This window comes from Cetobacterium sp. NK01, from assembly GCF_024506395.1.
In the GTDB taxonomy this organism is placed as follows: Bacteria; Fusobacteriota; Fusobacteriia; order Fusobacteriales; family Fusobacteriaceae; genus Cetobacterium_A; species Cetobacterium_A somerae_A.
In genome coordinates this window covers 1-24,641 of the sequence record NZ_JANIBO010000006.1, presented here as the reverse complement: position 1 = coordinate 24,641, position 24,641 = coordinate 1, and the positions used below count along the sequence as shown (strand labels likewise).

Below are 24,641 nucleotides of genomic sequence, written 5' to 3'. Positions count from 1 at the left end.
TAGGTTACCTTTCTTATATGAAAATATTTATCAATCAAAGAATAGCACCTTGAAAGGTAACTTGTCAATTACTAAATATACCTTTAGTAGTCATTAGGTTACCTTATAGTAGTCATTAGGTTACCTTATATTAGTCATTAGGTTACCTTATAGTAGTCATTAGGTTACCTTATACCATCTCAACTTCCTCTATAATTGATGTAAATCGACACTATTAAAAGTATTTAAAAATATTTAAAAGTATTTAAAAGAAAAATTTTTTAATTTCATGTAAATAAAAACCTAATTTAAATTTCCCAAATTGTAATAAGATATTTTTATATAAAAATTTAAGTTTTTTGAAATTATAGAAACTTCAATCTAAATCTTGTTTTAAAATCCATTTAAACGAGCTTATATACCTTTAAAATCGATTATAAACGCAATTACGATTAAAAATTACTTATACACATTTGTACATAGGTTAAAATTGATTATAAACTGAAAAGCTATATTTCAATTTCAAAAAAATTGCGGCATGTTAGTTTAATTGCTGATTTAAATTGAGAGAAATGGCTTAAAAAGTATTGTATTTATTGATTTTATAAACCCTTCTTCGCATTTGGCTACCATCTTTACTTGCAATTAAACTAACATGCCGTTCTTCAAATCAGACAAAGTATCAACAGCAGTGTTTCTGAATACAGCTCTACCGTTTACTATGCTTCTACCTTTTGCAAGACCTTGTGCATTAGTAGCAGACATAGTATTGATTTCCTTAACGTCTAACTGTAGCGAGAATTGTAACATTCTTAGCATACCAACTTTATATGCTACCCAGTCACCATCTAATCTAACAGTTTGTCTATTGGGACCAGTTACTTGCTGTCCGCCTTTGTAACCAGCAACGTCGCTCATATATCCTCTTCTGAAAAGCACATATGTTTTAACGTCTAAACCACTTATCGTATAATCGAAAAAGTTTTCCATATTGTCTCCTTTGTTAAAAAGAGGTGCTGAACCCAGCCAACACCTACTTTTCAAATATTATAATTTTGCTAATCCACCAGAGAACTCAGCAGTTTTGAATTTCTTAGTATCTACTACTTTGAACTTAACTGATAAGAATCCTTTAGAATCTAATTTAGACATGTCAGCTAAGAACTCAAACTTAGATATGATAGCGTCAGCTAGAGGTAATTCATTCTTGAAGATGTCTCTCATTTCATCTTCGAATAGAACCTTTTGCTCTTTCTGAGGGAACTTCTTACCTTTCTTCGAGTTAGCAACTTCTCTTAATCTCTTCAGGAAGTACAGTACACAACCGATTTGCGATCTTTCTTTGAAGTCAGAGTCGATTCTTGTCATTAGAGGACAATCAACAACTATTCCTTTTCCAGATACAGGATCAACATTAACAACAGTGAATCTGTTAGCTAATAAGATTCTTTGAGCTTCTCCAGGAAGTTAATATCACACGCACCAGGTAATTCTTGTGCAACTGGCGATCTATCTTTCTCACCGTATGCTTTAACAGCAAATACAGCAGCAGTGTAAGAACCAGTTCTATCTTTAGAATCAACATTTGCGATCATAACATCAAATCCGTTTAAGTCGAACATTGCAGTATCAATCATTGTATCTAAAGTTATCATAGTTTTTCCTAAAACAATTTTAGCAGATAAAACTCTAGCTTTTAACACAACAGCTTTAACACCAACATAAGTTCTTAACTCAACGTTCATACCAGTTCTGAAAGCATCAGTGTACTCAACAAATAACTTGTCAGTGAATGGTTTTACTTCTCCAGCTCCACCGTTAGTTCTTTCATAATCGAAAACTCTAACTTGAGGGAAGTTAGAAACTCCACCAATACCATTAACTTTTTGAGAACCTACTACAACCGATAAGAACATTCCTAAGTCAATCTCTTTAGATGCAGATAGTCTCTTTTTAAATCCTCTTTTGAATTTAGGTAACTCAACTAAAGCATTTGCATATTTGATTAACTCTTCTGGATCGTTAGACTCAGGTGGCTTAACTCCCCAAACGATTAATGTTTCTGATAAGTTCTTAGTTAATTCTTGTGCGAACTCTAATGATTTCATAATTGGCTCTGCACCTTCAGGAACAAAGTTGATTATTTAAAAATCACGTGAATTGCATGAATTAGAGATGTAATTGAGCATTTTATCATGAAAAAATATGAGGTAGACGGTTCGTCTCATGATAAGATTTTTTTTGAAGAAAAATCAAAGATATGAATTAAAGCTTTTGAAATTGAAAATAAGATGGGTATTAATTTCAGGTGTAAAAATATAGCTAAAAACGGCTGGACTATTGTTAAAATTAAAACTGTAAGGTTTAGAGACGTTTAAAACTATAGTTTAGAATTGATTAGAAATATAAATTGAATTTTAATGAATAAGATGAGACGGTTCGTCTACTTTTGTGATCAATTGTTGATGAAATATAGTCCAATTAAATTTTATACAAACGAGTAACATTTGTTGTATAATAAAACCAACTGAAACTTTTAATATTTTAAATTTAAACTACTCACTAAGAAAAGAGGCCAACCGCAAGGAAGACCTCTTTTTTTAACTTAAATATTACTTCTTCTACATTACCTTAGCTTGTTTTAACACAAGTTCTGTTGCATCCTCTGTATCTTCTGGAGGATAACCAAATTTTTTAAGAAGTCTTCTTATAGATCTTCTCATTTGAGCTTGTACACTCTCTTTATCATACCAATCTATAGTCATACTTTTCTTAATAGTCTCTGTCAGCTCTTTTGTTATCTGTACCAGTATATCGTCACCTAACATCTCTTTTACTTTTTCATCACGAGTTAAAGCATCATAGAAAGCTACCTCATCCTCTGTTAAACCAAGTGAATCTCCCTCTTTATGAGTCTCCATAAACTCCTTAGCCATCTTTATAAGTTCTTCCATTATCTCTAAACTTGTTAAAGCCTTATTTCTATAAGAACTCATAGCCTTTTGAAGTCTTTCTGAGAACTTCTCAGCTACTACTAGATTTTTTCTACTAGAGTATTTAATCTTACCCTCTATTAGCTTTCTTAACATCTCAACAGCTAAGTTTTTATACTTTATCTTCTCAACCTCTTTTAAAAACTCATCTGAAAGAATAGATATATCTGGATTATCAAGTCCTAACTCTGAATAAACATCTATAACATCTTCAGATATAATTGTCTTAGCCATAAGTGAAGCTATTTTTTCATTTATCTGAGCCTGAGTTAGTTTTTTAGGATTATCTTTATCCTCAGTTTCTAATTTAATAACACTAGCTTTAACAGCTTTAAAGTAACTTATCTCCTCATTTAAAGCCTGTCCATCACGAGTTGTTATACATAGAGAATGAGCCTTAGCCAGTGCTAAAACATTATCAATAAATCTTTTCTTAATTCCAGGTTCATCATTTTCAAAACCTAAGATGTAATCCATCCCCTCTATAATAATTCTAGCACGCTCTAAAGCACTATCACTTTTATATTTTGAATAATCAAAGTGATGGAATATCTCTTTTACAATCTCATAGTGTTCAATCATAAGTGCCACAGCTTTTTCTGTATCTACTCCTGTTGTCTTTTGATCGTTTGCTGTATATTGTCTTAGTGCTTTTTTAAGTGCATCTCCTATTCCAATATAGTCTACAACTAAGCCACCACTTTTATCTTTGTATACTCTATTTACCCTTGCAATAGCTTGCATTAAGTTATGCCCTACCATAGGTTTATCAATATACATAGTATGCATTGATGGAACGTCAAACCCTGTTAGCCACATATCACGAACTATAACAATCTCTAACTCATCACTGTCATCTTTCATTCTATTAGCGAGCTCTTCTCTTTCCTGTTTTGTTGTAAAGTGTTGCTTAAACTCCATAGGGTCTTTACTAATATCACTTGTCATAACAACTTTTATTTTACCTTTAGCTTTATCTTCATTGTGCCACTCTGGTCTTAAACTTACAATCTCATTATATAAATCCACACATATTTTACGAGACATAGCTACTATCATACATTTTCCAAAAGAGTTATTTTTTCTCATCTCCCAGTGTTCTATGAAATCCTGAGCCAAAGTTCTTATTCTATTTTGAGAACCAATAATAGCTTCCATTTTTGTAATATCTTTTTTGGTACGTTCAACAGTCATTTCTTCTTGACCTTCCATAATCTCTTCAAAGTCACCATCAAGTTCAGATAAAACAGGATATGGAATGTCTAGCTTTATAAATCTATTTTCATAATAGATTTTAACAGTAGCTCCATCTTCAACAGCTCTTGTCATATCGTAAGTATCTATATAGTCACCAAATACAGCAGTTGTAGATTTATCATCAAAGTCTATAGGAGTTCCTGTAAATCCAATATAGTTTGCATTGGGAAGTGCATCACGAATATGTTTAGCATACCCGTATTTACTGTTTCCATCTGCATCCATTTTAGCATCTAATCCATACTGCGATCTATGAGCCTCATCGGCTATAATATATATGTCATTTCTAGTACTAATAGCTTCTACAACTTCTCCAGCTTTAGGAGCAAACTTCTGAATTGTAGAGAATATTATTCCCACTACTACTTACATTTAGTAGTTCTTTTAATCTATCTTTATCATCTGCTTGTTTTGGTGTCTCTATTAGATAACTTTGAGCTTTTGAGAACGTTCCGAAAAGTTGATTGTCCAAATCATTTCTATCAGTTAAAACTATAACTGTTGGATTGTTAAACTTTTTCATAAGTTGCCCTGTATAAAATGTCATAGTTAGAGATTTTCCACTACCTTGAGTATGCCAAACAACACCGATTTTTCCATCATTGCTACGAGCATCTGCTGTCTTTTCCAGTGCTTTTTTTATGGCAAAGAACTGGTGATACTGAGCTAATATCTTTATTTTTTCGTTTTTACTTTGAAGAAACAGGATATAGTCATGAGTTAATTCTAATACTCTTTCCTTAGATAACATTCCACGAGTTAAAACTTCCATCATTAAAGAGTTTGTATCTGCTATTGTAATTCCATCAATACTTCTAAAGCTCATGTATCTTTCTTCACTTGATGATATAGTTCCAGCTTTTGCATTAACTCCATCACTTATAACGATAAAAGAGTTATATTTAAAAAGATCTGTAATCTCATATTTGTATCTTTCAATTTGAGTATATGCTTCTTTTATACCTACGTTGTCATTACTTAGAGATTTTAACTCTATAACTACAAGAGGTAATCCATTGATAAATAGTATTATATCTGGTCTACGTTTAGTGTTTCCCACTATTGTAAATTGATTTATAGCTTGAAACTCATTTTTTTTAATATTTTTAAAATCTATTAAATATACTTTTCCACCAGAACGTTTGTTCCCATCTTTGTCTTTATACTCTCCTACATCCACTCCATTGACTAGCATACTATGAAACTCTTCATTACTCTTAATCAAGTTAGGATATGAAAGCTGTTTTACTTTTCTAATAGCTTCCTCTTTAGTAGAGGTTGGCATATCTTTATTTATGTTATAAACTGCTTCTCTTAAATTCTCTTCTAATACTACTGAATGGTAGTCATCTCTTTCTAATTTTCTACCATCAATACATTCCCATCCCAAATCTTCCAATATTTCAAGATAGGCTGCTTCTAATTCGTCCTCTGTAAAATTCATTGCTACCCCCTAATCATTAAAAATACTTTCTAATATTAGAAGTCTATATTTTCTAATATTTTATTCATAACTTCGTTAAAAAATTCGATTGTTTCATTATTTTTTTCTATTTTTTCAATATATTTTATATCAAAGCTTAGTTTGATAAGGTTTCCTACACAAATATTTACAAAGTTTCTATTTGAGTCTTCAAAATTTTCTTTAAATTGTGTTAAAAACGATTTTTTATCTACTACATATTTAGATATGTTATCTTTTAAATTTTCCCACTTTTCCTTATTATCTTTATAAGTAATTCCACTTATTTCATAATATATTTTGGCTATATCATCTCTAGATTCAAAATCTTCCCAAAAGATACCTTTTCCCATAATATGACCAAAACGTATATATTGATGTGTTGAAACATTATAATTCTCATCAAGTTTTAACTTTTACATTTAAATTATTTTTTAGGTTGTGTTCTACTTTTTTCAAGTTAAAATTTTTCTTGTATAAGGTTCTTGCTTGAGAATTACTATCACCAGGCCAAATATTTAAACTTATTTGATTTCCTTCTACATATATTTTAAATCTCTCTGCAATACGGGAATCTTTTAATTTTATAAAATCTAATTCTTCTTCAAAATCTTTTCCATGAAGACTTTGATTAATCTCTTTTTCGATTTGCTTTACTCTTCGCTCTATTCTCTCTAAAGAATGTTTTTCTGAAATTGGAACTACTGGGAGTAATTCAGGATAATTACCTTCTATAAAGTGATTAAATTCATTCAAAAATATATTGTGTGAATTTAATTTTTTATTAAATTTCTCCATAGAAATAGCAGCATTTAACAAGTCTCTCCAAACTAAAGAAACATAGTTCCACTTTTTCTCTTTATTACCCCACTTAAGGTTTTCCATTTGGTTATTAAGTTGAGCCCTTGGATCTTCATCGTGAGGCTTTACCTCTATAATAATCAAAACTTCTCCTATTTGAATAGATATATCTGTTATAGGTTCTCTTATTCGATTTTTTCAGGAATATTTTCATTATAAAGTACAGTATTTAAAGTAGCTCCATAAATTTTTTCTATTCCTTCTTCTATATCAAAACTACTAGAAGTTCTTTGAGTATCTATTTGTATCTCGTCATCTAGTGATTTTTCTGTTAAATAGTTTCCTGTTATTTTATTTAAAAATATACTCAAAAATAATGGTTCTTTTTTTAGTAATATTAACAGTGCTCTTGTTAAATTATTTTCTCTTCCAGTGTATGAAAAAGGATTAAATATACTTAAATGTCTATTCATTAAATTATCCCCCCAAAATTAAAGCTAAATTCATATTTTTTAGCTATATTATAATCTAGTTATATCTTTTATTAAACTTAAGATATACTCTAACTCATCATCATTAGAAATTGAAACCTCATAATCTCCATTTCCCCAATGTCCTGTACTAGATACATCTTTTGATAAATTCTTAGAATCGTTTAAAGTACCCTTCTTTGCATTTAACCACATTTTAAGAGCATTCTTTTATAATCTAAAATCTATTATATTTTTTTTATTGCTTTTAATTGCAATATATAATTTTTTAGGCTCAATCTCTACATCTGGTATCATGTCTTCTATTTTTTCTAAAAATAATTTATATAGCTCAATTATGTTTCCATTAGAGTTTGTATAGTGATCATCTAAAGTGTATTTCTTTATCTCTTTAGATACTTGATTTATTTCCTCACTTTTTGATGAAATGGTATTTATACTTTCAGCATTATCTCTACCTTTTACAGTTTCAAAAGAAATAATATCTCCCATATATCTTTTGATTTCGTACAACTCAATAGGCAAATCTTTAAAGTTTAAACTATCTTTTTGAAATTTTGAAAAACTTTGAGATATAAAAACTATTCTAGTTTGACTCCAATCTATCTCATCTCTTTTAAGAGTTTTATTCATTCTTTCGTTATATTCTAAAATTAACTCAGCTTTATTATTTAGCACGGTTGAAAGATAAGAATATCCTTGATCTATAACACTATAGCTAGTTCCTCTTTTATATTCAACAATAACGAAAGTTTTATTTTCTTTATCAAATCCAAGTGTATCAATTCTATATTTTTTCACTACAAATTCACTTTTTACTAATTCTAAGTTTAAGAGTTCTTGAAGATTATCTTCCATGAATTTTTGTAGCTCTTTCTCTAATTTAAACTCATTTTGTAAAATCCTTTCAGCTTTACCTTTAGATGTTTTAATAAGCATTAAATTATCTCACCCCCCACAACTTTAACATTTATACTTCTATCTCTCCACTCATAAGTTTAGGAAGAAGAATATCTCTTATTTCAGTTAGAACTTGGATTTCTTGTTGGTTTTCTCTTATTTGCTCAAAAATCTTTGTTATAATCTCATTAAATTTACTCATTAGTTTTTCATTGGGTAAATAAAAAGGTATATTTTTTATAATTTTAGAATTTACTGCTGTTGCGATTGATGAAGTATTTCCTAGAGAATTATAGTTAAAATTCTTTAAATAAAGATATAAAAATTCTGTCATATTAGTAATATTTTTATTTGTAAAGTGTGCGATAGCCTCATTAGTTGCCATAGCTTCATTGGTTATTACTACTCTACCTATTGTAAGTTTAAAACTTAATATAACTGTATTTGATTCCACCTTTTTATATTAAATTTTTCAATGGCTTCTCGTGTAATTTTTTCTCCTGTATTTAAAATGTAAACCCCTGCTTCTCCTAAATCTTTTATTGAAGCCCATTTTATATCCTTTTCTTTTTTAGAAAACCATTGTGTTTCCTTTCTAGGAGGTGTTTTACCAATTGTTATATCAAAAAATTCAGAAATATTATCAAAACTCCATCCTTCTGGAATCTCTCCAAGTTCACTCTCTACCATTTTTCCACCACTACTTCTATATGGCTCTCCATTCTCATTTGGGAAATCAAAATCTATAAACCATCTTTTGAAAAGAGTTTGTGCCATCTCTTCAAGAGTTTTATTCATTTCATTATTAAGCTCTATTTTATCATCAAGAGCTGATAATATTGAGGCTATCTTCTGTTGAACTTTAATATCTTCTGGAATATAAAATTCATACTGCATAATAGCTGCTTTATCCCCCCTTGGCATTTTTGTTCCTTTAGAGGTATTTACTGTATAATCAAAAAATTTTTCTTCTGACATAATATAATATAGATAGTCATTTAAAATATTTTTTTGAATTCAAACTTTTATTATTAAAACATCGTTTGATGCTCCACCATTAAAATCAGCTTTCCATAATTTTTTAAAATAAGTTCTTATATTAGAAAAAAGTATATCATTTTCACTGAAACAATTAACCTTAGCATTTTGAGGTATATTTGTAGCTTTTGTCACTCCACCTCTATTTACTATCATATTTTCTGTTGAGATATAGTTATTTTCATTCATTCAATTCAGAAGTATTTATCTTATTACTTATATATTCAGCTACTTCACCTAGTTTAACTCTTCTCCATCCTTCTTTTAACTCTTCCATATCTTTATTCTCCACCATTATATATCAAATCCTAACTTAGCTAGGTTAGCTCTTATCTCTTCTTCTAGGTGTCTGCTCTTTGCAAATTGCTCAGCTAGTTTTGCACTTAGATCTGCCATCTTTTCCTCGTAAGGGATTCCATCGTCCTCTGCTTCTTCTATTCCTACATATCTTCCTGGAGTTAAGATATATTCATGCCCTTTTATTTCTTCTAATGTTGCACTCTTACAGAAACCTTGAATATCTTCATACTCTCCCTCACCTTTATACGAACCTCTCCACATATGGTAAGTATCAGCTATCTTTTGAATATCTTCAGGTGATAACTCTCTTAAACTTCTTTCTACAAGAGCACCCATTTTTCTAGCATCTATAAATAGAATCTCTCCATTTCTTTCTCTATGCTTAGGGTTACTTTTGTTTCTATTTAAAAACCATATACACGCTGGAATTCCAGTAGTTAAAAATAGCTTATCAGGAAGAGCTACAACGCAATCTACTAAATCATCCTCTATCATATTCTTTCTAATCTCTCCCTCATTTGAAGTATTAGATGATAGCGATCCATTTGCTAGAACTATTCCAGCTGTTCCATTTGGTGATAAATGGTGTGCCATATGTTGTAGCCAAGCATAGTTAGCATTTCCCTCTGGAGGTGTACCATATTTCCATCTAGCATCTCCATCTAAAGATTCATGCCAGTAATCTTTTATATTAAACGGTGGATTAGCCATGATATAATCCATCTTCTTCCCTTTGTGTTGGTCTTTTGTAAATGTATCAGCTGGTTCCTCTCCTAAATCAACCTCTATTCCTCTAATAGCTAAGTTCATCTTACATAGTTTCCAAGTAGTTCCATTACTCTCTTGTCCAAATACAGATATATCTCCAATTCTTCCACTATGGTTTTCTATAAATTTTTCAGATTGAACAAACATACCTCCACTTCCACAAGCAGGGTCATATACTCTTCCCTTTGTAGGCTCTAAACACTCAACTATAGTTTTAACAATAGACTCTGGAGTATAGAATTGTCCTCCATTTTTTCCCTCTGAGTTAGCAAATTTTCCTAAGAAAAACTCATAAACTTGACCAAGTACATCTTGTCCTTTATCTGTTTTAGCTTGTAAGTTAATTCCACCAACTATATCTATTAATTCTCCTAGTTTTCCTTTATCTAAAAGAGGATTTGAATATATCTTATACAGAACATCCTTTAATGTTTTATTCTCTTTTTCAATAGCATACATAGCCTCATCAATTTTTATTCCAATCTCTGGAGTTTTTGCACTTTTAACTATCTCTGCCCATCTAGCTTCTTTAGGAACCCAGAAAATATTCTCTGCTGTATACTCATCTCTTTCCTCTTCGAAACCTTCTCCTTCTTCAACTAATTCATTATATTTGCTTTCAAATCTATCACTTATATACTTTAAAAATACCAATCCTAGAACCACATATTTATACTCTGCTGGATCCATATTGTTTCTTAATTTATCACACGCTTTCCAAAGATTATCTTTGAAATTATCCTTTTCTACTACTGCCATAAAATTCCCTCCTAATAATAAGTTTTACAATCATTATATTAACACTTATAGTTCATATTTCCTATATAAAATAACAATTAATTTAAATGCAATTCATCTTTTGTTTGCTGTAATCAGAATGACCATATGTAATTTAACTTTGGTTCTCAAGGGTCACTGGAGTGCACGCTTAATAGTTTCTCTTTTTTGCTATGCTAAATCGAGCAAACTAGCGTGTTTAGACGATTGACTCTTGCGAGTGTCTAACGACAAAAAAATAAAAGTAGACGAACCGTCTACTCGATTAAGAAAATTTATTATTTTCAAGATAAAAAAAGAAAGATCCTAATTTGAATATAGGACCTGTCAGGAAAACGCGGAATAACAACGCTAAGAAATTATTTCTTAAACTATTGATTCTACTTATAAAGTTGCATACTTAGTGGAAACGTACAAAAAAATGACAAGTAATCTTTAAAATACAATGAAAATAAGGTATACTTTAAATAGAGTTGTTATTACCCTAATTCTATAAAGGAGGTGCGAAAATAATAGGAAAAAAAATTAAATCAATTGAATTAAAAGAGATGTCAAACGACATACAAGATTTAAAATAGTGAACAAGATTTAAGTTGTTCTTAATACGAAACTTTTTTTGTTTTTACATTTTTTATTACTTTAATAATTAAATGTGGTAGCCTCCAACTACCCTTTAACATATCAAAAAATTGATATGTTAAAGGGTAATACCAACTACTAAATTTAGTTGGAGGATTATCCTATGAAAAAAACAAAAAATCAGGTTAAGAGCAGCAAAATTAATTGGAGAAAGTATTTAGAGATTTTTTTAACGATTTTGTTAGAGATTTTTTTAACGAGTTTATCAAATCCAAAAATATCTTCTCCTATTCCAATATTTCAACCGAATTCTAAGTTGGAACAAAATTTTAGGAAAAAAGAAAATATAGATACAAACTTCGAAGTAATTAGAGACAGAGAAGTTATAAGAATTAAGTATCGAAAGTTAAAAATTACAGAGTATAAAAACGATGTAAATTAAAATGGGAGGATCAAAAATCCTCCCATTTTTCTTAAGTTGATGGGTATGGACGCTTGGCCTTTATAATAACTATTTTAAAAAGATTCCTTACATCATATCTCTATACTTTTTAAATGTTGGCTTAGTTATATTATATTTCTTTAATATATCAACTTGCTTCATCTGCCTTTGATTGAATAGCTCTATATCCTTTTTTAGTTTCTCCAGTTGCTCTCCTTTAATTTTGTTATCAGCACCAAATTTAACACCCTTCTCCATAGCTTTAGCTCTACCTTCTGCCGTCCTCTTGACAATCTTATTTCTCTCTTCCTCAGCTAGCAGTAACATTATTTCTATAACACCTTTAACTGAGCTTGAATTAGTTTATCCGTAAAGCTTTTATTATCTTTTTTCAAGTTCTCAATATACATCTGAAATACTGCTGAATCTAATACAACTATATCTATTCCCTTTTCTATTAACTCTAGAATAAGGCTCATAGTCTCATCTTTATTTCTACCTAGCCTGTCTATTTCTTTAATAACAAGTATATCTCCAAATCTTAACATCTGTCTTAATGTATCAAGTCCTTCTCTGTGAAGAGTCGTCCCTGTATATTTATCAACTTGTATTGCTCTGGGGTTTACACCGTAATCTTCTAATGCTTTCAACTGTCTATCTAAATTCTGATGTCTAGTACTAACTCTTGCATATCCGTACATCATTTTAATCACTCCTTTATCTCTTAACTATTTACATATTACCATATAATCTTATAAAGGTAAAATTATATTTAATATAAAGGTTTACTTTAGATAAATTATTACAAAAAGTATAACACTTTATCTTTTAAATTCTCTTGAACTCAAAGGTAAATATATTATAACTTACTTTACTTTTTGAAATTAAAAAAGTTCGCTATTTTAGGGGTAGCTCTGTTAGAATTTAAAATTTTCAAAATCTTGGTTTTTATTTTTTTTCTAAAAAATCAATATATCTAGATATAAATACTAAAAAGTTTCTTTTCAATGTTTTATTATTATCTATTTTTTCTAACATTTCACCAATAGTTAATTTCTCATATATAGTTTCTTTTTGAAATTTTAGCAAACAACTATCAGTAAAATTTTTATATTGGTGTTCATCTAAAACATTTTTAATTAAATTCATTTTTTTTACAAAATCTTGAATATCGTTATCTTCTAATTCTATAAGGTCATTTTCAATGTTTTTTTCTTTCCAAAAAACATACTATAATAAAAATAATAAAAACCGTAATTGTTGTGATTATAGTATGTTTATTATATATATATAGATAAATTTTAGAACCTAAAAATGCAGAGCTCACTATAAGTATAACGAATAGAATATTTATGAACTCATAAATGAAGTAAAGAAGAATAAATTCGATAAATTTATTTTCAGTTATGTAAATTTTTCTTAAAATTTTCTTCAACTTTTGATTATCATTAGATACATAAATTTCTCTAAATTTTATTCTAATGTCATTGTTTATTCTATTTTTTATTATTTTTGAAGTTTTAAAAAAATAAAATAAACTTTCAAATAAAATTATAAATAATGTTGTTTTTATATTTAAAATTGCTAATAATGTTTCGTTTTTTTCCTTTATAAAAAAAGCTAATAAAAATCCAATAGAAATATAAAATAACTTTTTAAAAATTATAAAAAATAATATCATTTTCATCACCATCTAAATTATTTGTAGTTTAAAAAAGGCAAGGATCACTCCTTGCCTTTTCCGTAAAAGTTGGTCATCTTTTACTTGATACTTAGCTTGTTGTCTCACTTAGTAAGTATTTTTACATAGTAAGAAGAAAATTATTAGGAATATTAATTTCAAAGAGTACACCCCCTTTCTAAAAGATTGGGTATAAACAATTTTCATTACTAAAGCTCAGTATCTAGGAATTATAATATCATTTATTGCAAAAAATAAAAAGAGGTTTAAGCTCGACCAAAAGCAAAAACCTCTTTATCAGTGTTCTCTTTATATAATATTCCTGATTGAATTATAATTCTTTTTTGTTGAAATGTCAAACAAGATCAATAGAAATTAAATAAATTGCTTTTCTATCTATTCCAACCTCCTATACATTTTTTCTTTATATGTAGCGAACACACATCTCATAACTAGGTTTTATTCTCTCTTTCAACTAATTTTTAAATGATACCGAAATATTAACTACAAAATTTTCAATTTCTAAGTTATATTCAATTATTTTAATATTTTAGTTTTAGATATATCGGCATTACTAAAATATTAGAATTATTGTATTATAGTTATTATTTTGATTATGTTGTTTTTTAAACCTCTTTCAAAGCCTTATAATTTAATAGACGCTACATTTTTCCGTCGTTTTTCGTTTTTTAACTATTTTTAGAGAACTTTATTGCTAAGGCTCGGCTTATATCATTTGTATCTTTTTTTATTTAAAGTAGACGAACCGTCTACCTACAAAATAAAAGGATATTTTTCAACTACTACTTTTTATTAAAAAATTTTTTCTTCAAACTTTTTTCATATAATGAGTTGTCTAAGTTAATATAAAAAGTGTTATAAGTATAATTTAATCCCCCCCAAAGAAGAACCTCTACCTCCCCCCCAGAGGTTCTTTCTATTTTTTGAAAACCATGTTATACTTAACTGAAACAATTATCAGCTCTGATATTGTGATTAAGTACTTATGGAAAGAATGGTCTAGTCTATGCCATTCTTTTTTTATTGGTTTCTTTTATATTGAATCATTCCTATCTTATCAATTTGTGAACCTCTTTTAATATTAATGTAGACGAACCGTCTCGTAAAAAATTTATATTTGAAGAACGCACCTCTGTAAACTAGGTATATCTTCTCTCTTCTACAAAATTTTAACCTTGCAAATGTAACATCAGTTTCAATTCTTTCAGTTTTAAAACTATATTCAACTTTATCAGCATTTTTAATTTTCAACACTCAAGTATTATTAGTATAATACAACATTCTTTCATATATTTAAAATCTAAAGCATACAACCACTGGAAACGCCTCACAAAGCCAATATTTATCCAACACGCTACATTTTTGTAACGCTTTCTTAAAAACTACATCAATTTCAACTTGTATTCAATACGGATATTTTAATGGTCCTTTCTCATTCAGTCACTTTAAAAGGTGTTTATAAGCACTTTAACTTTTTAGGTATTTTAATCATAGAATAATTAGATTATTGTTTTATGGGGTCTCGACGATAACAATGGTAGAAACTTTAAAAAAATATTTCTTGATTCTATTGACTTAAACGAAGAAAAAGTGACTTTTTTCGGAAAAAACGAACCGTCTCATAAAAAATTTATATTTGAAGAACGCACCTTCGTAAACTAGGTATATCTTCTCTCTCCTACAAAATTTCAAACTTAAAACTGAAATAACAGTTCCAATTCTTTCAACTTCTAAGGTATATTCAAACTTTTTAGCATTTTTAGTTTTTGGAATTTAGGAATTACTGGAATATTGGAACAACTACCGTATAGTCATAATTTTAATTATATTTTTTTCACAACCCCTCGCAAACCCAGTGTTTCTTCTACACGCCACATTTTCTACTCCTTTTTACAAAAGGTTTATCAAAGCCTTATAAAATCCAACACGGGACAAAAATGTCCCGCTTTATTATTTAAAACTTCTAAACCCCTTTTGTAAGTACTTTAACTTTTTAGGTATATTCACATTGCCATTCCAATGAGCACAAAGCTGGCTACCTTATATCACCTCGTATGGCACTGATTCTGTTATATCAACTCTCTCTCCAAGTCCACTATAACGCAAATATATCCCTTTGATCATAACACTTAGAAAGAACTCTCTTTGATGAATTTCAACGATTATTTGATTATCAATTTTATATTCTAATGAGTTTCTCATAGTTGGAAGTATGTTATTGATTCCTTTAGAAACGTCAGATGATAACTTACTTCTTTTTCACGAAGACATGAGAATTCTCCATACTCTGTAAATAAATATAGATTCACGATTCTACCTTAAAAGAATAATGCTTTTATAGGTTTTCTAGTTTCATCTAAATTGTTACAAATCTTAAAAACATCAGCACGCTTTATTCATTCAACCACATTATAAGCTATCAAGAATGAAGTCAGAATGTTTATTCAATCAATGCAATCATTTTAAATCAACTCAACGAGATTGTGTATTGTCCAACAATGAAATTATAGCTATATCGATTAATATCTTTTTAATAATAACAACTTTTCCAAAGATTGCACTAATTTTTTTATATAAACCAGTTTAACTTAATCTGAATATTAAACAAAACCTTTATAATCATCAACATGGATACAAAGCATTACATTGGTAAAATAAAATCTACCTCCATATATAGTCTGTACAATGAGACGATTCGTCCACCTTTATAAATGAAAAGGGAAATAATAACCCACCACTTTCAACATAATAATCGGAGAGGTATTACGTTACCTCTCCTTACTGGCTATACATTTATAAACCTTCTTATATTGTAATGCTTTATAATCAATTATACATCTTAATTTCTCTAGTTTGATATAATCTTTATAGTTCTTTTAGAAATCCAAAGTTATTAACAGAATTGAAAAATAATATAGAAATTTATATATCATTTTCCAATTTCTCACTATTCATTGGACAAATAAATTCTATTAAAAATACATTATAAACCTTTGATTTTATTAGGTTTTTTGATTCTTTTTTTACAACTTTTTTTGATGTTTTTCCCCCTTGTTAATGGGGGAAAATAGGCATTTTTTGTTGTAAAGTTTTTTACCCTTTTCTAGCTTTATTTATTCTATCCCAATCTTTATAATTTCCTCTAAATTCAACCATAGCTTTCAAAATACTTTTAAGGTACTTTGTTACACTTGCTTTACTCTCAAAATCAAGAAAACTTTCTTTCCTGTAATTTTCTAACCATTTATTTTTCGTTTGTTTCATTCTAATATAATCAAATACACCATCAAAAACTCTTTTTGTCAGAAATAATTCGTGATTATAATTTACAAAAGCCTTAAAATTAGAGTATTTATTTTCTTTTTTGGCTTTCTCAATTCTTTCGCATATGATTTTCACATATAATTCTTCTAACTTTTCAAAATGATTCAAAGAGTTTTTTAATTTAATTTCAACAGCTTTTAAAGTTTCCAATTCATTAAGCTTTGAAACCCTTTTCACTCTTATTTCCGTTCGTGTATTATATTCATAACTCGGCTCAACCTTGTGTTTATCATAAATACATAACTCTATATTCCTATTCTTAAGCAGGTAACTTCTTGTTTTTTGATCAAATAAATTTTTAGTTTCTAAAACTTGTATCTCTTTTAGCTCTATGGCAAAAAGTCCAATTATTATGTTTGAAATCTTTTTATTTCCTTCAAAATTTTTAAAACTGTCAATGCATATATCTATTCTTTTGTTAACATATTGTGTTACATCAGCTTTTTTCAATACTTTTCTTTTTTCCAGCAAATATTCTTGTAAATTTTTTACTTCCACTTTCCCGTTATGAATATTTAACTTCACTCTCATCAATTCATCTTTTCTACTTAAAATTTTAATTGAATTGTTTTTTTCTAAAGTTTCTAAATTTGTTATGATATTAAGACACTCTGTATCTATACCTGCTTTATCTTTCAACACTAAAATACCTCCACAGAAGTATCAATCCATAATTCCATTTTAAATTATTCAGTTGATACTCTTTTTTATTTTTTTCAAATAAAATTATAGAGAACAAAACCGACTTTATCAAAAAACGGAATACAACTCTATCTGTTATGAGTCCCATCAGGAAAACTTTCAATAACAACGCTAAGGATTTTAGAACATCCATTTAACCTTTGATTCTATTGAGAAAATTGAATATTTGGTGCCGAAGGACAAAAAAACCGACGCTTGGTCAATAGAGTTATCTTTTTTATAATTACAGCAAATTCACTAACGCTAATGGATTAATTTGAAAAAAGAATAACCTTACTTTAATAGTAATAATATATAAGTTTTATAAAAATATATTACATATTTGGAGGTTCTTTATGGAAAATATTGATTTTAATAATATTGAGTTTGCCATTATCATTCAATGTTCAATTGCAAAAAGAAGATGCAGTGGATTCTATTGCGTTCAATCATTTTATGATAAGAAGGGGCATTTTCAAATTATCCAAAAGATAAAAATATAATGTATTTATCTATGGAATGTGGAGGATGCTGCGGAAAAGGAGTTTCAAGCTTACTTGGACATTTTAATAGAAAAATGGTTGATTTTTATAAAATTCCTAAGGATAAGACAGTAGTTCACTTAGCTTCTTGTATGACAAATGATCATCACCATTATGATAGATGTCCTCATCTTGAATACATCAAAGATATCATTGTTAGAAAGCATGGATTTAAAAATATTATAGAAGGTTCTTTTATTTGGTCTGGTTCTGAAGAGTTGCGTGAATCTGGAAAATACAATACTTATTAAAATCAAAAACTAAATTTTTCTCAAGGTACTTTCTATAAACTTTAAATTTATATAACGATTGGAGGGAATTGATATGACTGATGATGATCTTTTATTAAAAGCAAAAAATGGAAATCATGAAGCAATGGAAAAAGTTATAAATCAATACCAAAACTAGTTTATAAAAACAGCCAAAATTTTTTCTTAAGAGGCGGAGAAGGAAATGATTTGGAACAAGAAGGATATATTGGATTAATTAAGGCAATCAAAGCATATAAACCAAATACGGAAGCTACTTTTACTACTTTTGCAAATCTTTGTATCCGGAGACAACTGACTACAACAATCAAAAAGCTAATACAGACAAACATAAAATTTTTAATGATTCTATAATTAAAGATAGTTATTCTGAAAATATTGAAAAAATAGATTATAAAACTCTATCCTTATGTTTTCATACACCAGAAGAGTTGCTTTTAGGAAAAGAGTTAGTTGAACTATTAAATAATTATTTAGATAAAAATTTAAGTGACTTTGAAAAACAAGTTTTTAGTCATTTGATTCAACAAAAAACATATATAGAAATTGCAGACATATTAGGTGATACACCAAAACGTATAGATAATACTATTCAAAGAATTAAAAAAAAGGTGAAAAGATACTTAAACAATAAAAATGAGGTATACTAAAGTATACCTCATCTCTTCATAGGAGGGTTTCCCAAATTTAGTGTAAATTGTAAAAATTGAATATATATATTTTACCTTCTTGGCTATTAATTTGTATAATTAAATTAATAACTGAGGAGGTTTTTTATGGCTAGAAAAAATTCAGAAGTAAATCCACTTGTTAAACAATTAATTGAAGAGAATAAGATTAAATCTGCTAACGACGCTCAAGATTTTATGAAAAATATGTTTAAGGATATGGTTAATATCTTGATGCAAGCTGAGTTTGATGAATCTATTGGATATGATAAATACGACAGAGAATCAAGCGCCAACACTACCAACAGTAGAAATGGATACAATTCTAAGCAAGTTAATACTTCTCTTGGAAAAGTTCAAGTTGATATTCCTAGAGATAGGGAAGGTCAATTTGAACCAACAATTGTTCCCAAATATTCTAGAGATATTTCTGATATTGAAGATAAAATTATCTCTATGTATGGGCGTGGAATGACTATTTCTGAGATTAATGCTCATCTTGAAGAGATTTATGGATTGACGTTCTCAGCGTCGCAGATTAGTAGAATTACTGATAAGGTTTTTGAAGAGATAGATACTTGGAAAAATAGGCCATTACAAAAATGTTATCCTTTTGTTTTCATGGATGCAATACATTTCAATATTAAAAGTAATGGTAAAGTTTCAAATAGAGCTGCATATGTTGTTTTAGGAATAGACCTAGAAGGAAAAAAGGATATTTTGAGTATTGTAATAGGAGAGAATGAAAGTTCTAAATTTTGGTTAAAAGTTGTAGACGAATTAAGATCTAGAGGGGTTGAGGATATTTTTACTGTGTCTATTGATGGTTTAAAAGGATTTGGTGACGCAATCTCAACTATTTTTCCAGAGGCTCAAATACAACGTTGTATGGTACATCAAATTAGAAATACATTAAGATTTATGAATTATCAAGATAGAAAAAGCTACGCCCAACAACTTAAAAATATTTACAATGTTACTAATGCGGAATCAGCATTTCAAGCTTTGGAAGCTTTGTAAAAATGACCTTCCTGAATTTGCGCCAGCTCTTAGAAGTTGGTATACTAATTGGAATGAGTTATCGCTTTTTTTCAACTTTCCTATGGAAATTAGAAAGATGATCTATACAACAAATATAATTGAAAGTTTAAATAGCCAATTTAGAAAAGTTAGTAATTCTAGATCTATTTACCCTAGTGAAGATGCTTTATTAAAGATTCTTTATCTTTCTAGTAAAAATATTATGAAAAAATGGAATCAAAAAAATTAGAGGTTGGGAAGGAATCTTAAGAATGTTATCAATAGAGTATGAAGGTCGTTTAGAGAAATATTTGAAATAAAAAAAGCTATCTTATCAATAAGTACCTTTAAAAGTACCCAAGTTAAGATAGCCTATTTGGACATTTAAAATTTGATAGCTAAGAAGTTAATTTACACTAAATTTGGTATACTCCCTCTTTATGTTGTAGCATAGTTCCCCATTACTATGCAAAAAAAAGTATCCAGTCTCTTTCTTATTTTCCTATTAAAGGAAATCCAAGTTGGGATGTTGTAGTTAGTTATAAAAAAGGAACTTACTTGTCAAAGGCCTGTAAAACTTTTATTGAATTAACTAAGACATATTTTAATTTTACACTTGATATTTAAAACTTAACTCTGAAATAATATATAAATTAAATATATTTATCTATTCAATATACAAAAAAAGTTGCAGCTTTAAGCTGCAACTTTTAATAATCAAACTGTCTATAATATCTTCTAATATCTAGAGAGTGTTTTGTATTATCTTCAAAATGAAACGCCAATCGATCAACCAAAACTGTTGATGCAATTGTTGGTGCTATTATCCAACGATATTTTTCATCTATTCCGTTTAATTTAAAATCTAATGTATCAATAATACTTAATTTTTTGTATATTTCTTCAAAAACTTTTCAGCTCTATCATCTAAAACTCTTGTTTTTCCAGAACCTTTAACTAAAAATACACAAGTATCTTCCTCTACTATTTCTAAAGTTCCATGGAAAAATTCTGAACTTGTAACAGACTTTGTTTTTAACCATTGCATCTCTTCTAACAAACACATTGAGAATAGATACGTCTCACCCCACACTTCACCACCACCAATCCAAATCATATATGGCTCTTTATAATACTGTTTTGCCATTTCTTTTGCTTGAGGATCAAATTGTAATTTTGCCTCTAATAAATTTTCTGGTAGTAATAATAACTGATTTCCAAAATCATTATAATCTAAAAACTCTCCTCTATTTGACAAAATTTTAAAAAATAACCAAAATAATAGCATATACTCATACTCTACACCATTTTCATGTCTCATTGGAATTACATAATTAGAATTTTTAGCTAAAGGAGATTCTAAATTTTTTGTACAAGATATAACTCTTATCCCCATCTCTTTATATTTTTTAGCCATTTCAACTGTTTCTTTTGTATCTCCTGATTTTGACAAAGTTATTATTAATGATTTTTCTGTTAAAGCCTTATGTCCTCTTACAATTAACTCCGCTGCTTGTTCTACATAAACAGGTAGTTCTGTAAGTTGCTTTGCAATCTCTCCCATTGCCATTAAAGGTGCTAAACTACCACCAACTGCTGTAAAGAATATATTTGAAAATCCATCTTTTGTAACTATATTAGCAATTTCTTCTGCTATTGGTTTAGCCTCCCCTATTAGTTTAGCACTATTTCTATACTCCTCCTCTTTAAATTTTAACATTTCAGAATATTTTGACATAATTACCCTCCATTTATATTTATATTTTACTTTTTAAAACTAAATCAAAATCTGTAAAAGACCTTTTTTCTACATTAATTTTCTTTTCTTGAGCTATTTTATAGCTTAATATTTGAATTGGAATAATATATAACAAAGTTAAAAAATTTGGATTTACATCTTTTGATACATTCAAATTTATTGTTTGATTATCTTTATTCTTACTATTTGTTATAATTGTTGAAAATCCAATATAGTTTTCCATATATTTTTTTAAAGTATGTAATCTTTTTGACAATGTAATATTTAAGTCTAAATCTAAATAAAATATGGCATTTGAATTATTAGCTTCTAAATATGGTCCATGCATGTATGCTTCAAGTTCATGACCTGTTGATGGACATCTAACTACTTCTGTAAATTTAGTTTCGAACTCTTTTGTAATACCATAATTTGCCCCATAACCTAAACATATAAATCTATTTATCTCTCTTAAAATTTCTTTATTTTTTTCAAAGTATAAATTAGTATTTTCAATAACTGTGTTTATATTGCCAATCAAATATTCCAACTCTTCAAAATATTTAAAATGTTGATTTTTTAAATTTATTCCCAATAAGAATAAATTTAAAACAGTTCCACTAAAACCTTTAGTTACAAATCCTACATTTTCTATACCTATATTTAAATCTAAAATATATTGTGAATATTTTGTTATTGGACTTTCTAAGTTGTTTGTTACTATTATTACTGGTTTTTTTAATACTTCAGCTATTTTTTTAGTAGCATTTATTGTTGAAGTGCTTTTTCCACTTTGAGATATTACAATAATCAAATCTAAATCTAAATCTATTTTTTCATAATCATAAAAATAAATGGTTCCTCTATAAAAACTTTAGCTTCTAATATATCTTGTAAAAATATTTGACTGTAATTGCCGCATTAATAGAAGAACCTGTAGCTAAAATTAAAATTCTTTAATTTTATAGTCTTTTAAATCTTTTAAAATATGTTTATTTTTATCTTGAAAATTTAATAAAATATTTGTTAAAGTATTCTTTTCATCATGTATATTGCTTAACATAGTTTCCATAAATGTACCTCTTAAAAGAACCCAACTAAAGTTCCAAAAATTCCAAATATTGCCATTCCTAAAAGTATTGTTATTGGTTTAACATTTTTATTTAATAAATAATACACAATACCAAACATTCCTAATTTTAAAATACCAGGCATTATATCATCTAAAATACTTTGGACTTCTATTGTTGAACCTCCAGCTTTAAAAGCTAATGGTGTTGAAATATCTACCATTCTTGCTGTCATTCCTCCAATAACAATTAATCCTAATATAGTTGCTCCGTAAGTAACTTTCTCAACTGCTCCTGATTTTTCAAGTTTAGTTAAAAAGTCTACCCCCAATTTATACCCTAACTTTATAAAAAGATATCTTATAATTATATGTGGAATATTAAATACCAATAGAAATAGAATTGGACCTAATATATTTCCTTGTAATGAAAGAGCTGTTCCTATTCCTGTAGCAATTAATCTTAAAGTTCCCCAAAAGAAAGAATCTCCTATCCCTGATAATGGACCCATTAATGCTGTTTTTATTCCATTTATTGAGTTTTCATCAAATTTTCCATCTTTTTTATTTTCCTCTTCAAGAACTACTGATATTCCTAACATTAAAGTTACAATCCAAGGAGTCATATTAAAAAACTCTAGATGACGTTTCAAAGCTTTTTTTAATTCTAAATGATTATTTGTATATATTTTTTTTAATATTGGTGCTATTGCATATGCATATGCTAAGTTCATTTGTCTTTCATAATTCCATGAGAATTCCATTTGAAAAGATCTCCAAAATATCTTATTCAAATCTTTTTGCGTAATATCTTTCTCATCTTTTTTATTAGAAATCATCATCACCATCTCCTTTCTCACTTAAGTTTCCACTTTCTACTAACTGTCTTTGTGACATTGGATTTACTGTTATTAATGCTATTAAAGCACCAAATATTGCAATTCCTGTCAATGGGATTTCTGTATAAATTGCAATGGCAAAGCCAACGAAAAAATATGGTAAAACTTTTTATTTATAAGAAGTTTTGCTAACATTGCAAATCCAAGAGTTGGAATTAATCCAGTTGTTATTGCTAACCCTTTATGAATAAATTCTGGTATTGCCTGTAAAACCAAAGATACTGCATTACTTCCTAATAAATATGAAAAGAATACTATTATCGCCAACATCAAAGATAAACCAAATCCAGATATTAAATGCATACGCTCTATTCCTTTTATATTACACTCATCTGCATATTCATCAGCTTTGTGACCTAATATTGGTATAACAACTCCTAGATACGCATTTTTTAAAATTAAAGTAAATGTTGCAATTGGTAAAGCCAGTAATAAAGCTGTCTCTGCACCAGCACCTGAAGATATTGCAAAGGCAACTCCTAATATTCCTCCAGTTACTACATCTGGTGGAATTGCTCCTCAATAGCAAAAGATCCAATAAAAGCTAACTCAATGTAGCTCCCATTATCAATCCCATTTTTAAATCTCCCATTACTAACCCAGTTAAAAATCCAGTTACTATTGGTCTTGATATTAAGCTTGTTCCTAAGGCATAATCACATTGAGCTATAAAGCTACTAATGCTAATAAAAACGCTTGCATCATATCTATCCTCCCCTTTTCTATCTATATAAAACTTTATTATCATTAGCTACTTGTCTAATTTCAATCTCAATCCCCAAACTTTGAAGTTCTTTTAAAAGGTTTTCTTCTTCTTCTAATAGATTTACTGCTTTTGATATATTTCTGCTATTTTCTCTCGCTTTAACTCCTCCTAGATTTATTTGTTTTATGTTACCTACCTCACTGGCTATTTTATAAGCATCCTCAACAGATTCTACA

The 24,641-nt window shown here is 28.4% G+C and carries 36 protein-coding genes and 1 pseudogene; 8 read left to right on the top strand and 29 right to left on the bottom strand.

From position 1 onward, the window contains the following. Positions 1–624: 624 nt before the first annotated feature. From NON08_RS14135 to NON08_RS14070, 14 genes are all read right to left on the bottom strand, one after another. Complete coding sequence (locus NON08_RS14135) at positions 625–897, bottom strand: hypothetical protein (protein WP_256692263.1); 273 nt, start codon at positions 895–897, stop codon at positions 625–627. Between the two features lie 129 nt (positions 898–1,026). After that, positions 1,027–1,203 carry a hypothetical protein gene (locus tag NON08_RS14130; protein WP_256692262.1) on the bottom strand — a complete coding sequence of 59 codons (177 nt, stop codon included), beginning with the start codon at positions 1,201–1,203 and terminating at the stop codon, positions 1,027–1,029. Between the two features lie 212 nt (positions 1,204–1,415). Then, a complete protein-coding gene (locus NON08_RS14125) occupies positions 1,416–2,087 on the bottom strand; it encodes a hypothetical protein (protein WP_256692261.1) in 672 nt (223 codons plus the stop codon). Positions 2,088–2,600: 513 nt separating this feature from the next. After that, positions 2,601–4,589 carry a type I restriction endonuclease subunit R gene (locus NON08_RS14120; RefSeq protein ID WP_256692260.1) on the bottom strand — a complete coding sequence of 663 codons (1,989 nt, stop codon included), beginning with the start codon at positions 4,587–4,589 and terminating at the stop codon, positions 2,601–2,603. Next, entirely contained in the window at positions 4,549–5,673 is a 1,125-nt protein-coding gene (locus tag NON08_RS14115; RefSeq protein ID WP_256692259.1) for a type I restriction endonuclease, read from the bottom strand. Before NON08_RS14115 ends, NON08_RS14120 begins: the two co-directional genes overlap by 41 nt. Positions 5,674–5,708: 35 nt before the next feature. Continuing rightward, positions 5,709–6,044: a hypothetical protein gene (locus tag NON08_RS14110; RefSeq protein ID WP_256692258.1), complete on the bottom strand. Its 336-nt coding sequence runs from the start codon at positions 6,042–6,044 to the stop codon at positions 5,709–5,711. A 49-nt stretch (positions 6,045–6,093) separates the two neighbouring features. Then, the gene (locus NON08_RS14105; RefSeq protein ID WP_256692257.1) at positions 6,094–6,636 is read right to left on the bottom strand and encodes a hypothetical protein; all 543 of its coding nucleotides are present in this window, start codon (positions 6,634–6,636) and stop codon (positions 6,094–6,096) included. Between the two features lie 41 nt (positions 6,637–6,677). Further along, the gene (locus NON08_RS14100) at positions 6,678–6,965 is read right to left on the bottom strand and encodes a hypothetical protein (protein ID WP_256692256.1); all 288 of its coding nucleotides are present in this window, start codon (positions 6,963–6,965) and stop codon (positions 6,678–6,680) included. 48 nt (positions 6,966–7,013) lie between these two features. Next, on the bottom strand, positions 7,014–7,178 hold the full coding sequence (locus tag NON08_RS14095) for a hypothetical protein (protein WP_256692255.1): 165 nt from the start codon (positions 7,176–7,178) through the stop codon (positions 7,014–7,016). 15 nt (positions 7,179–7,193) lie between these two features. Further along, the gene (locus tag NON08_RS14090; protein ID WP_256692254.1) at positions 7,194–7,922 is read right to left on the bottom strand and encodes a hypothetical protein; all 729 of its coding nucleotides are present in this window, start codon (positions 7,920–7,922) and stop codon (positions 7,194–7,196) included. A 31-nt stretch (positions 7,923–7,953) separates the two neighbouring features. Beyond that, positions 7,954–8,337, bottom strand: a complete 384-nt coding sequence (locus tag NON08_RS14085) for a restriction endonuclease subunit S (protein ID WP_256692253.1) — start codon at positions 8,335–8,337, stop codon at positions 7,954–7,956. Beyond that, positions 8,313–8,888 carry a restriction endonuclease subunit S gene (locus NON08_RS14080; protein ID WP_256692293.1) on the bottom strand — a complete coding sequence of 192 codons (576 nt, stop codon included), beginning with the start codon at positions 8,886–8,888 and terminating at the stop codon, positions 8,313–8,315. The genes NON08_RS14085 and NON08_RS14080 overlap by 25 nt, the downstream gene beginning before the upstream one ends. Positions 8,889–8,900: 12 nt before the next feature. Then, entirely contained in the window at positions 8,901–9,110 is a 210-nt protein-coding gene (locus NON08_RS14075; protein ID WP_256692252.1) for a hypothetical protein, read from the bottom strand. A gap of 105 nt (positions 9,111–9,215) precedes the next feature. Further along, on the bottom strand, positions 9,216–10,748 hold the full coding sequence (locus tag NON08_RS14070; RefSeq protein ID WP_256692251.1) for a type I restriction-modification system subunit M: 1,533 nt from the start codon (positions 10,746–10,748) through the stop codon (positions 9,216–9,218). Between the two features lie 760 nt (positions 10,749–11,508). On the opposite strand from NON08_RS14070, the gene NON08_RS14065 reads away from it, so the two are divergent. Beyond that, a complete protein-coding gene (locus NON08_RS14065) occupies positions 11,509–11,787 on the top strand; it encodes a hypothetical protein (protein WP_256692250.1) in 279 nt (92 codons plus the stop codon). 87 nt (positions 11,788–11,874) lie between these two features. Here the strand turns inward: NON08_RS14065 and NON08_RS14060 are convergent, their stop codons facing one another. The 7 genes from NON08_RS14060 to NON08_RS14030 all read right to left on the bottom strand — a co-directional run bounded on the left by NON08_RS14060 (position 11,875) and on the right by NON08_RS14030 (position 17,455). Next, positions 11,875–12,114, bottom strand: coding sequence for a hypothetical protein (locus tag NON08_RS14060; protein ID WP_256692249.1), 240 nt, complete (start codon positions 12,112–12,114; stop codon positions 11,875–11,877). Between the two features lie 5 nt (positions 12,115–12,119). After that, a complete protein-coding gene (locus NON08_RS14055; RefSeq protein WP_256692248.1) occupies positions 12,120–12,491 on the bottom strand; it encodes a recombinase family protein in 372 nt (123 codons plus the stop codon). A 244-nt stretch (positions 12,492–12,735) separates the two neighbouring features. Then, positions 12,736–12,936: a hypothetical protein gene (locus tag NON08_RS14050; RefSeq protein ID WP_256692247.1), complete on the bottom strand. Its 201-nt coding sequence runs from the start codon at positions 12,934–12,936 to the stop codon at positions 12,736–12,738. Between the two features lie 52 nt (positions 12,937–12,988). Next, entirely contained in the window at positions 12,989–13,468 is a 480-nt protein-coding gene (locus NON08_RS14045; RefSeq protein WP_256692246.1) for a hypothetical protein, read from the bottom strand. Positions 13,469–14,509: 1,041 nt separating this feature from the next. Further along, a complete protein-coding gene (locus NON08_RS14040) occupies positions 14,510–14,743 on the bottom strand; it encodes a hypothetical protein (RefSeq protein ID WP_256692245.1) in 234 nt (77 codons plus the stop codon). 786 nt (positions 14,744–15,529) lie between these two features. Further along, positions 15,530–15,691: a hypothetical protein gene (locus tag NON08_RS14035; protein WP_256692244.1), complete on the bottom strand. Its 162-nt coding sequence runs from the start codon at positions 15,689–15,691 to the stop codon at positions 15,530–15,532. A gap of 891 nt (positions 15,692–16,582) precedes the next feature. Then, entirely contained in the window at positions 16,583–17,455 is an 873-nt protein-coding gene (locus NON08_RS14030) for a hypothetical protein (protein ID WP_256692243.1), read from the bottom strand. Between the two features lie 395 nt (positions 17,456–17,850). Between NON08_RS14030 and NON08_RS14025 the strand changes: the two genes are divergently transcribed. The 7 genes from NON08_RS14025 (at position 17,851) to NON08_RS14000 (ending at position 20,243) form a co-directional block, all read left to right on the top strand. Next, positions 17,851–17,997: a CGGC domain-containing protein gene (locus NON08_RS14025; RefSeq protein ID WP_256692242.1), complete on the top strand. Its 147-nt coding sequence runs from the start codon at positions 17,851–17,853 to the stop codon at positions 17,995–17,997. Continuing rightward, the gene (locus NON08_RS14020; RefSeq protein WP_256692241.1) at positions 17,997–18,287 is read left to right on the top strand and encodes a CGGC domain-containing protein; all 291 of its coding nucleotides are present in this window, start codon (positions 17,997–17,999) and stop codon (positions 18,285–18,287) included. The genes NON08_RS14025 and NON08_RS14020 overlap by 1 nt, the downstream gene beginning before the upstream one ends. Positions 18,288–18,345: 58 nt before the next feature. Next, positions 18,346–18,444, top strand: coding sequence for a helix-turn-helix domain-containing protein (locus tag NON08_RS14015; RefSeq protein WP_256692240.1), 99 nt, complete (start codon positions 18,346–18,348; stop codon positions 18,442–18,444). A gap of 50 nt (positions 18,445–18,494) precedes the next feature. Continuing rightward, positions 18,495–18,659, top strand: a complete 165-nt coding sequence (locus NON08_RS15155) for a sigma factor (protein ID WP_413774065.1) — start codon at positions 18,495–18,497, stop codon at positions 18,657–18,659. Then, positions 18,584–18,955 (top strand): hypothetical protein, encoded by a 372-nt coding sequence (locus NON08_RS14010; protein ID WP_256692239.1) that lies wholly within the window; start codon positions 18,584–18,586, stop codon positions 18,953–18,955. Before NON08_RS15155 ends, NON08_RS14010 begins: the two co-directional genes overlap by 76 nt. Positions 18,956–19,081: 126 nt before the next feature. Further along, positions 19,082–19,993 carry an IS256 family transposase gene (locus NON08_RS14005; RefSeq protein WP_256692238.1) on the top strand — a complete coding sequence of 304 codons (912 nt, stop codon included), beginning with the start codon at positions 19,082–19,084 and terminating at the stop codon, positions 19,991–19,993. After that, the gene (locus NON08_RS14000) at positions 19,947–20,243 is read left to right on the top strand and encodes a transposase (RefSeq protein WP_319941570.1); all 297 of its coding nucleotides are present in this window, start codon (positions 19,947–19,949) and stop codon (positions 20,241–20,243) included. The genes NON08_RS14005 and NON08_RS14000 overlap by 47 nt, the downstream gene beginning before the upstream one ends. 633 nt (positions 20,244–20,876) lie before the next feature. Here NON08_RS14000 and NON08_RS13995 read toward each other — a convergent pair. The 8 genes and pseudogenes from NON08_RS13995 to NON08_RS13960 all read right to left on the bottom strand — a co-directional run. Continuing rightward, positions 20,877–21,731: an SIS domain-containing protein gene (locus NON08_RS13995; RefSeq protein WP_256692237.1), complete on the bottom strand. Its 855-nt coding sequence runs from the start codon at positions 21,729–21,731 to the stop codon at positions 20,877–20,879. A gap of 19 nt (positions 21,732–21,750) precedes the next feature. Then, on the bottom strand, positions 21,751–22,545 hold the full coding sequence (locus tag NON08_RS13990; RefSeq protein ID WP_256692236.1) for an SIS domain-containing protein: 795 nt from the start codon (positions 22,543–22,545) through the stop codon (positions 21,751–21,753). 132 nt (positions 22,546–22,677) lie between these two features. Continuing rightward, entirely contained in the window at positions 22,678–22,803 is a 126-nt protein-coding gene (locus NON08_RS13985) for a hypothetical protein (protein ID WP_256692235.1), read from the bottom strand. 11 nt (positions 22,804–22,814) lie between these two features. Continuing rightward, positions 22,815–23,639, bottom strand: coding sequence for a PTS system mannose/fructose/sorbose family transporter subunit IID (locus NON08_RS13980; protein WP_256692234.1), 825 nt, complete (start codon positions 23,637–23,639; stop codon positions 22,815–22,817). Further along, a complete protein-coding gene (locus tag NON08_RS13975) occupies positions 23,629–23,751 on the bottom strand; it encodes a hypothetical protein (protein ID WP_256692233.1) in 123 nt (40 codons plus the stop codon). Before NON08_RS13975 ends, NON08_RS13980 begins: the two co-directional genes overlap by 11 nt. An 18-nt stretch (positions 23,752–23,769) precedes the next feature. Continuing rightward, positions 23,770–24,164: pseudogene (locus tag NON08_RS13970) on the bottom strand (PTS sugar transporter subunit IIC); the annotation flags it as partial. A 79-nt stretch (positions 24,165–24,243) separates the two neighbouring features. Beyond that, positions 24,244–24,447, bottom strand: coding sequence for a PTS sugar transporter subunit IIC (locus NON08_RS13965; protein ID WP_256692232.1), 204 nt, complete (start codon positions 24,445–24,447; stop codon positions 24,244–24,246). Further along, a partial coding sequence (locus NON08_RS13960; protein ID WP_256692231.1) for a PTS sugar transporter subunit IIB occupies positions 24,422–24,641 on the bottom strand: 220 nt, incomplete at its 5' end. The genes NON08_RS13965 and NON08_RS13960, both read right to left, overlap by 26 nt.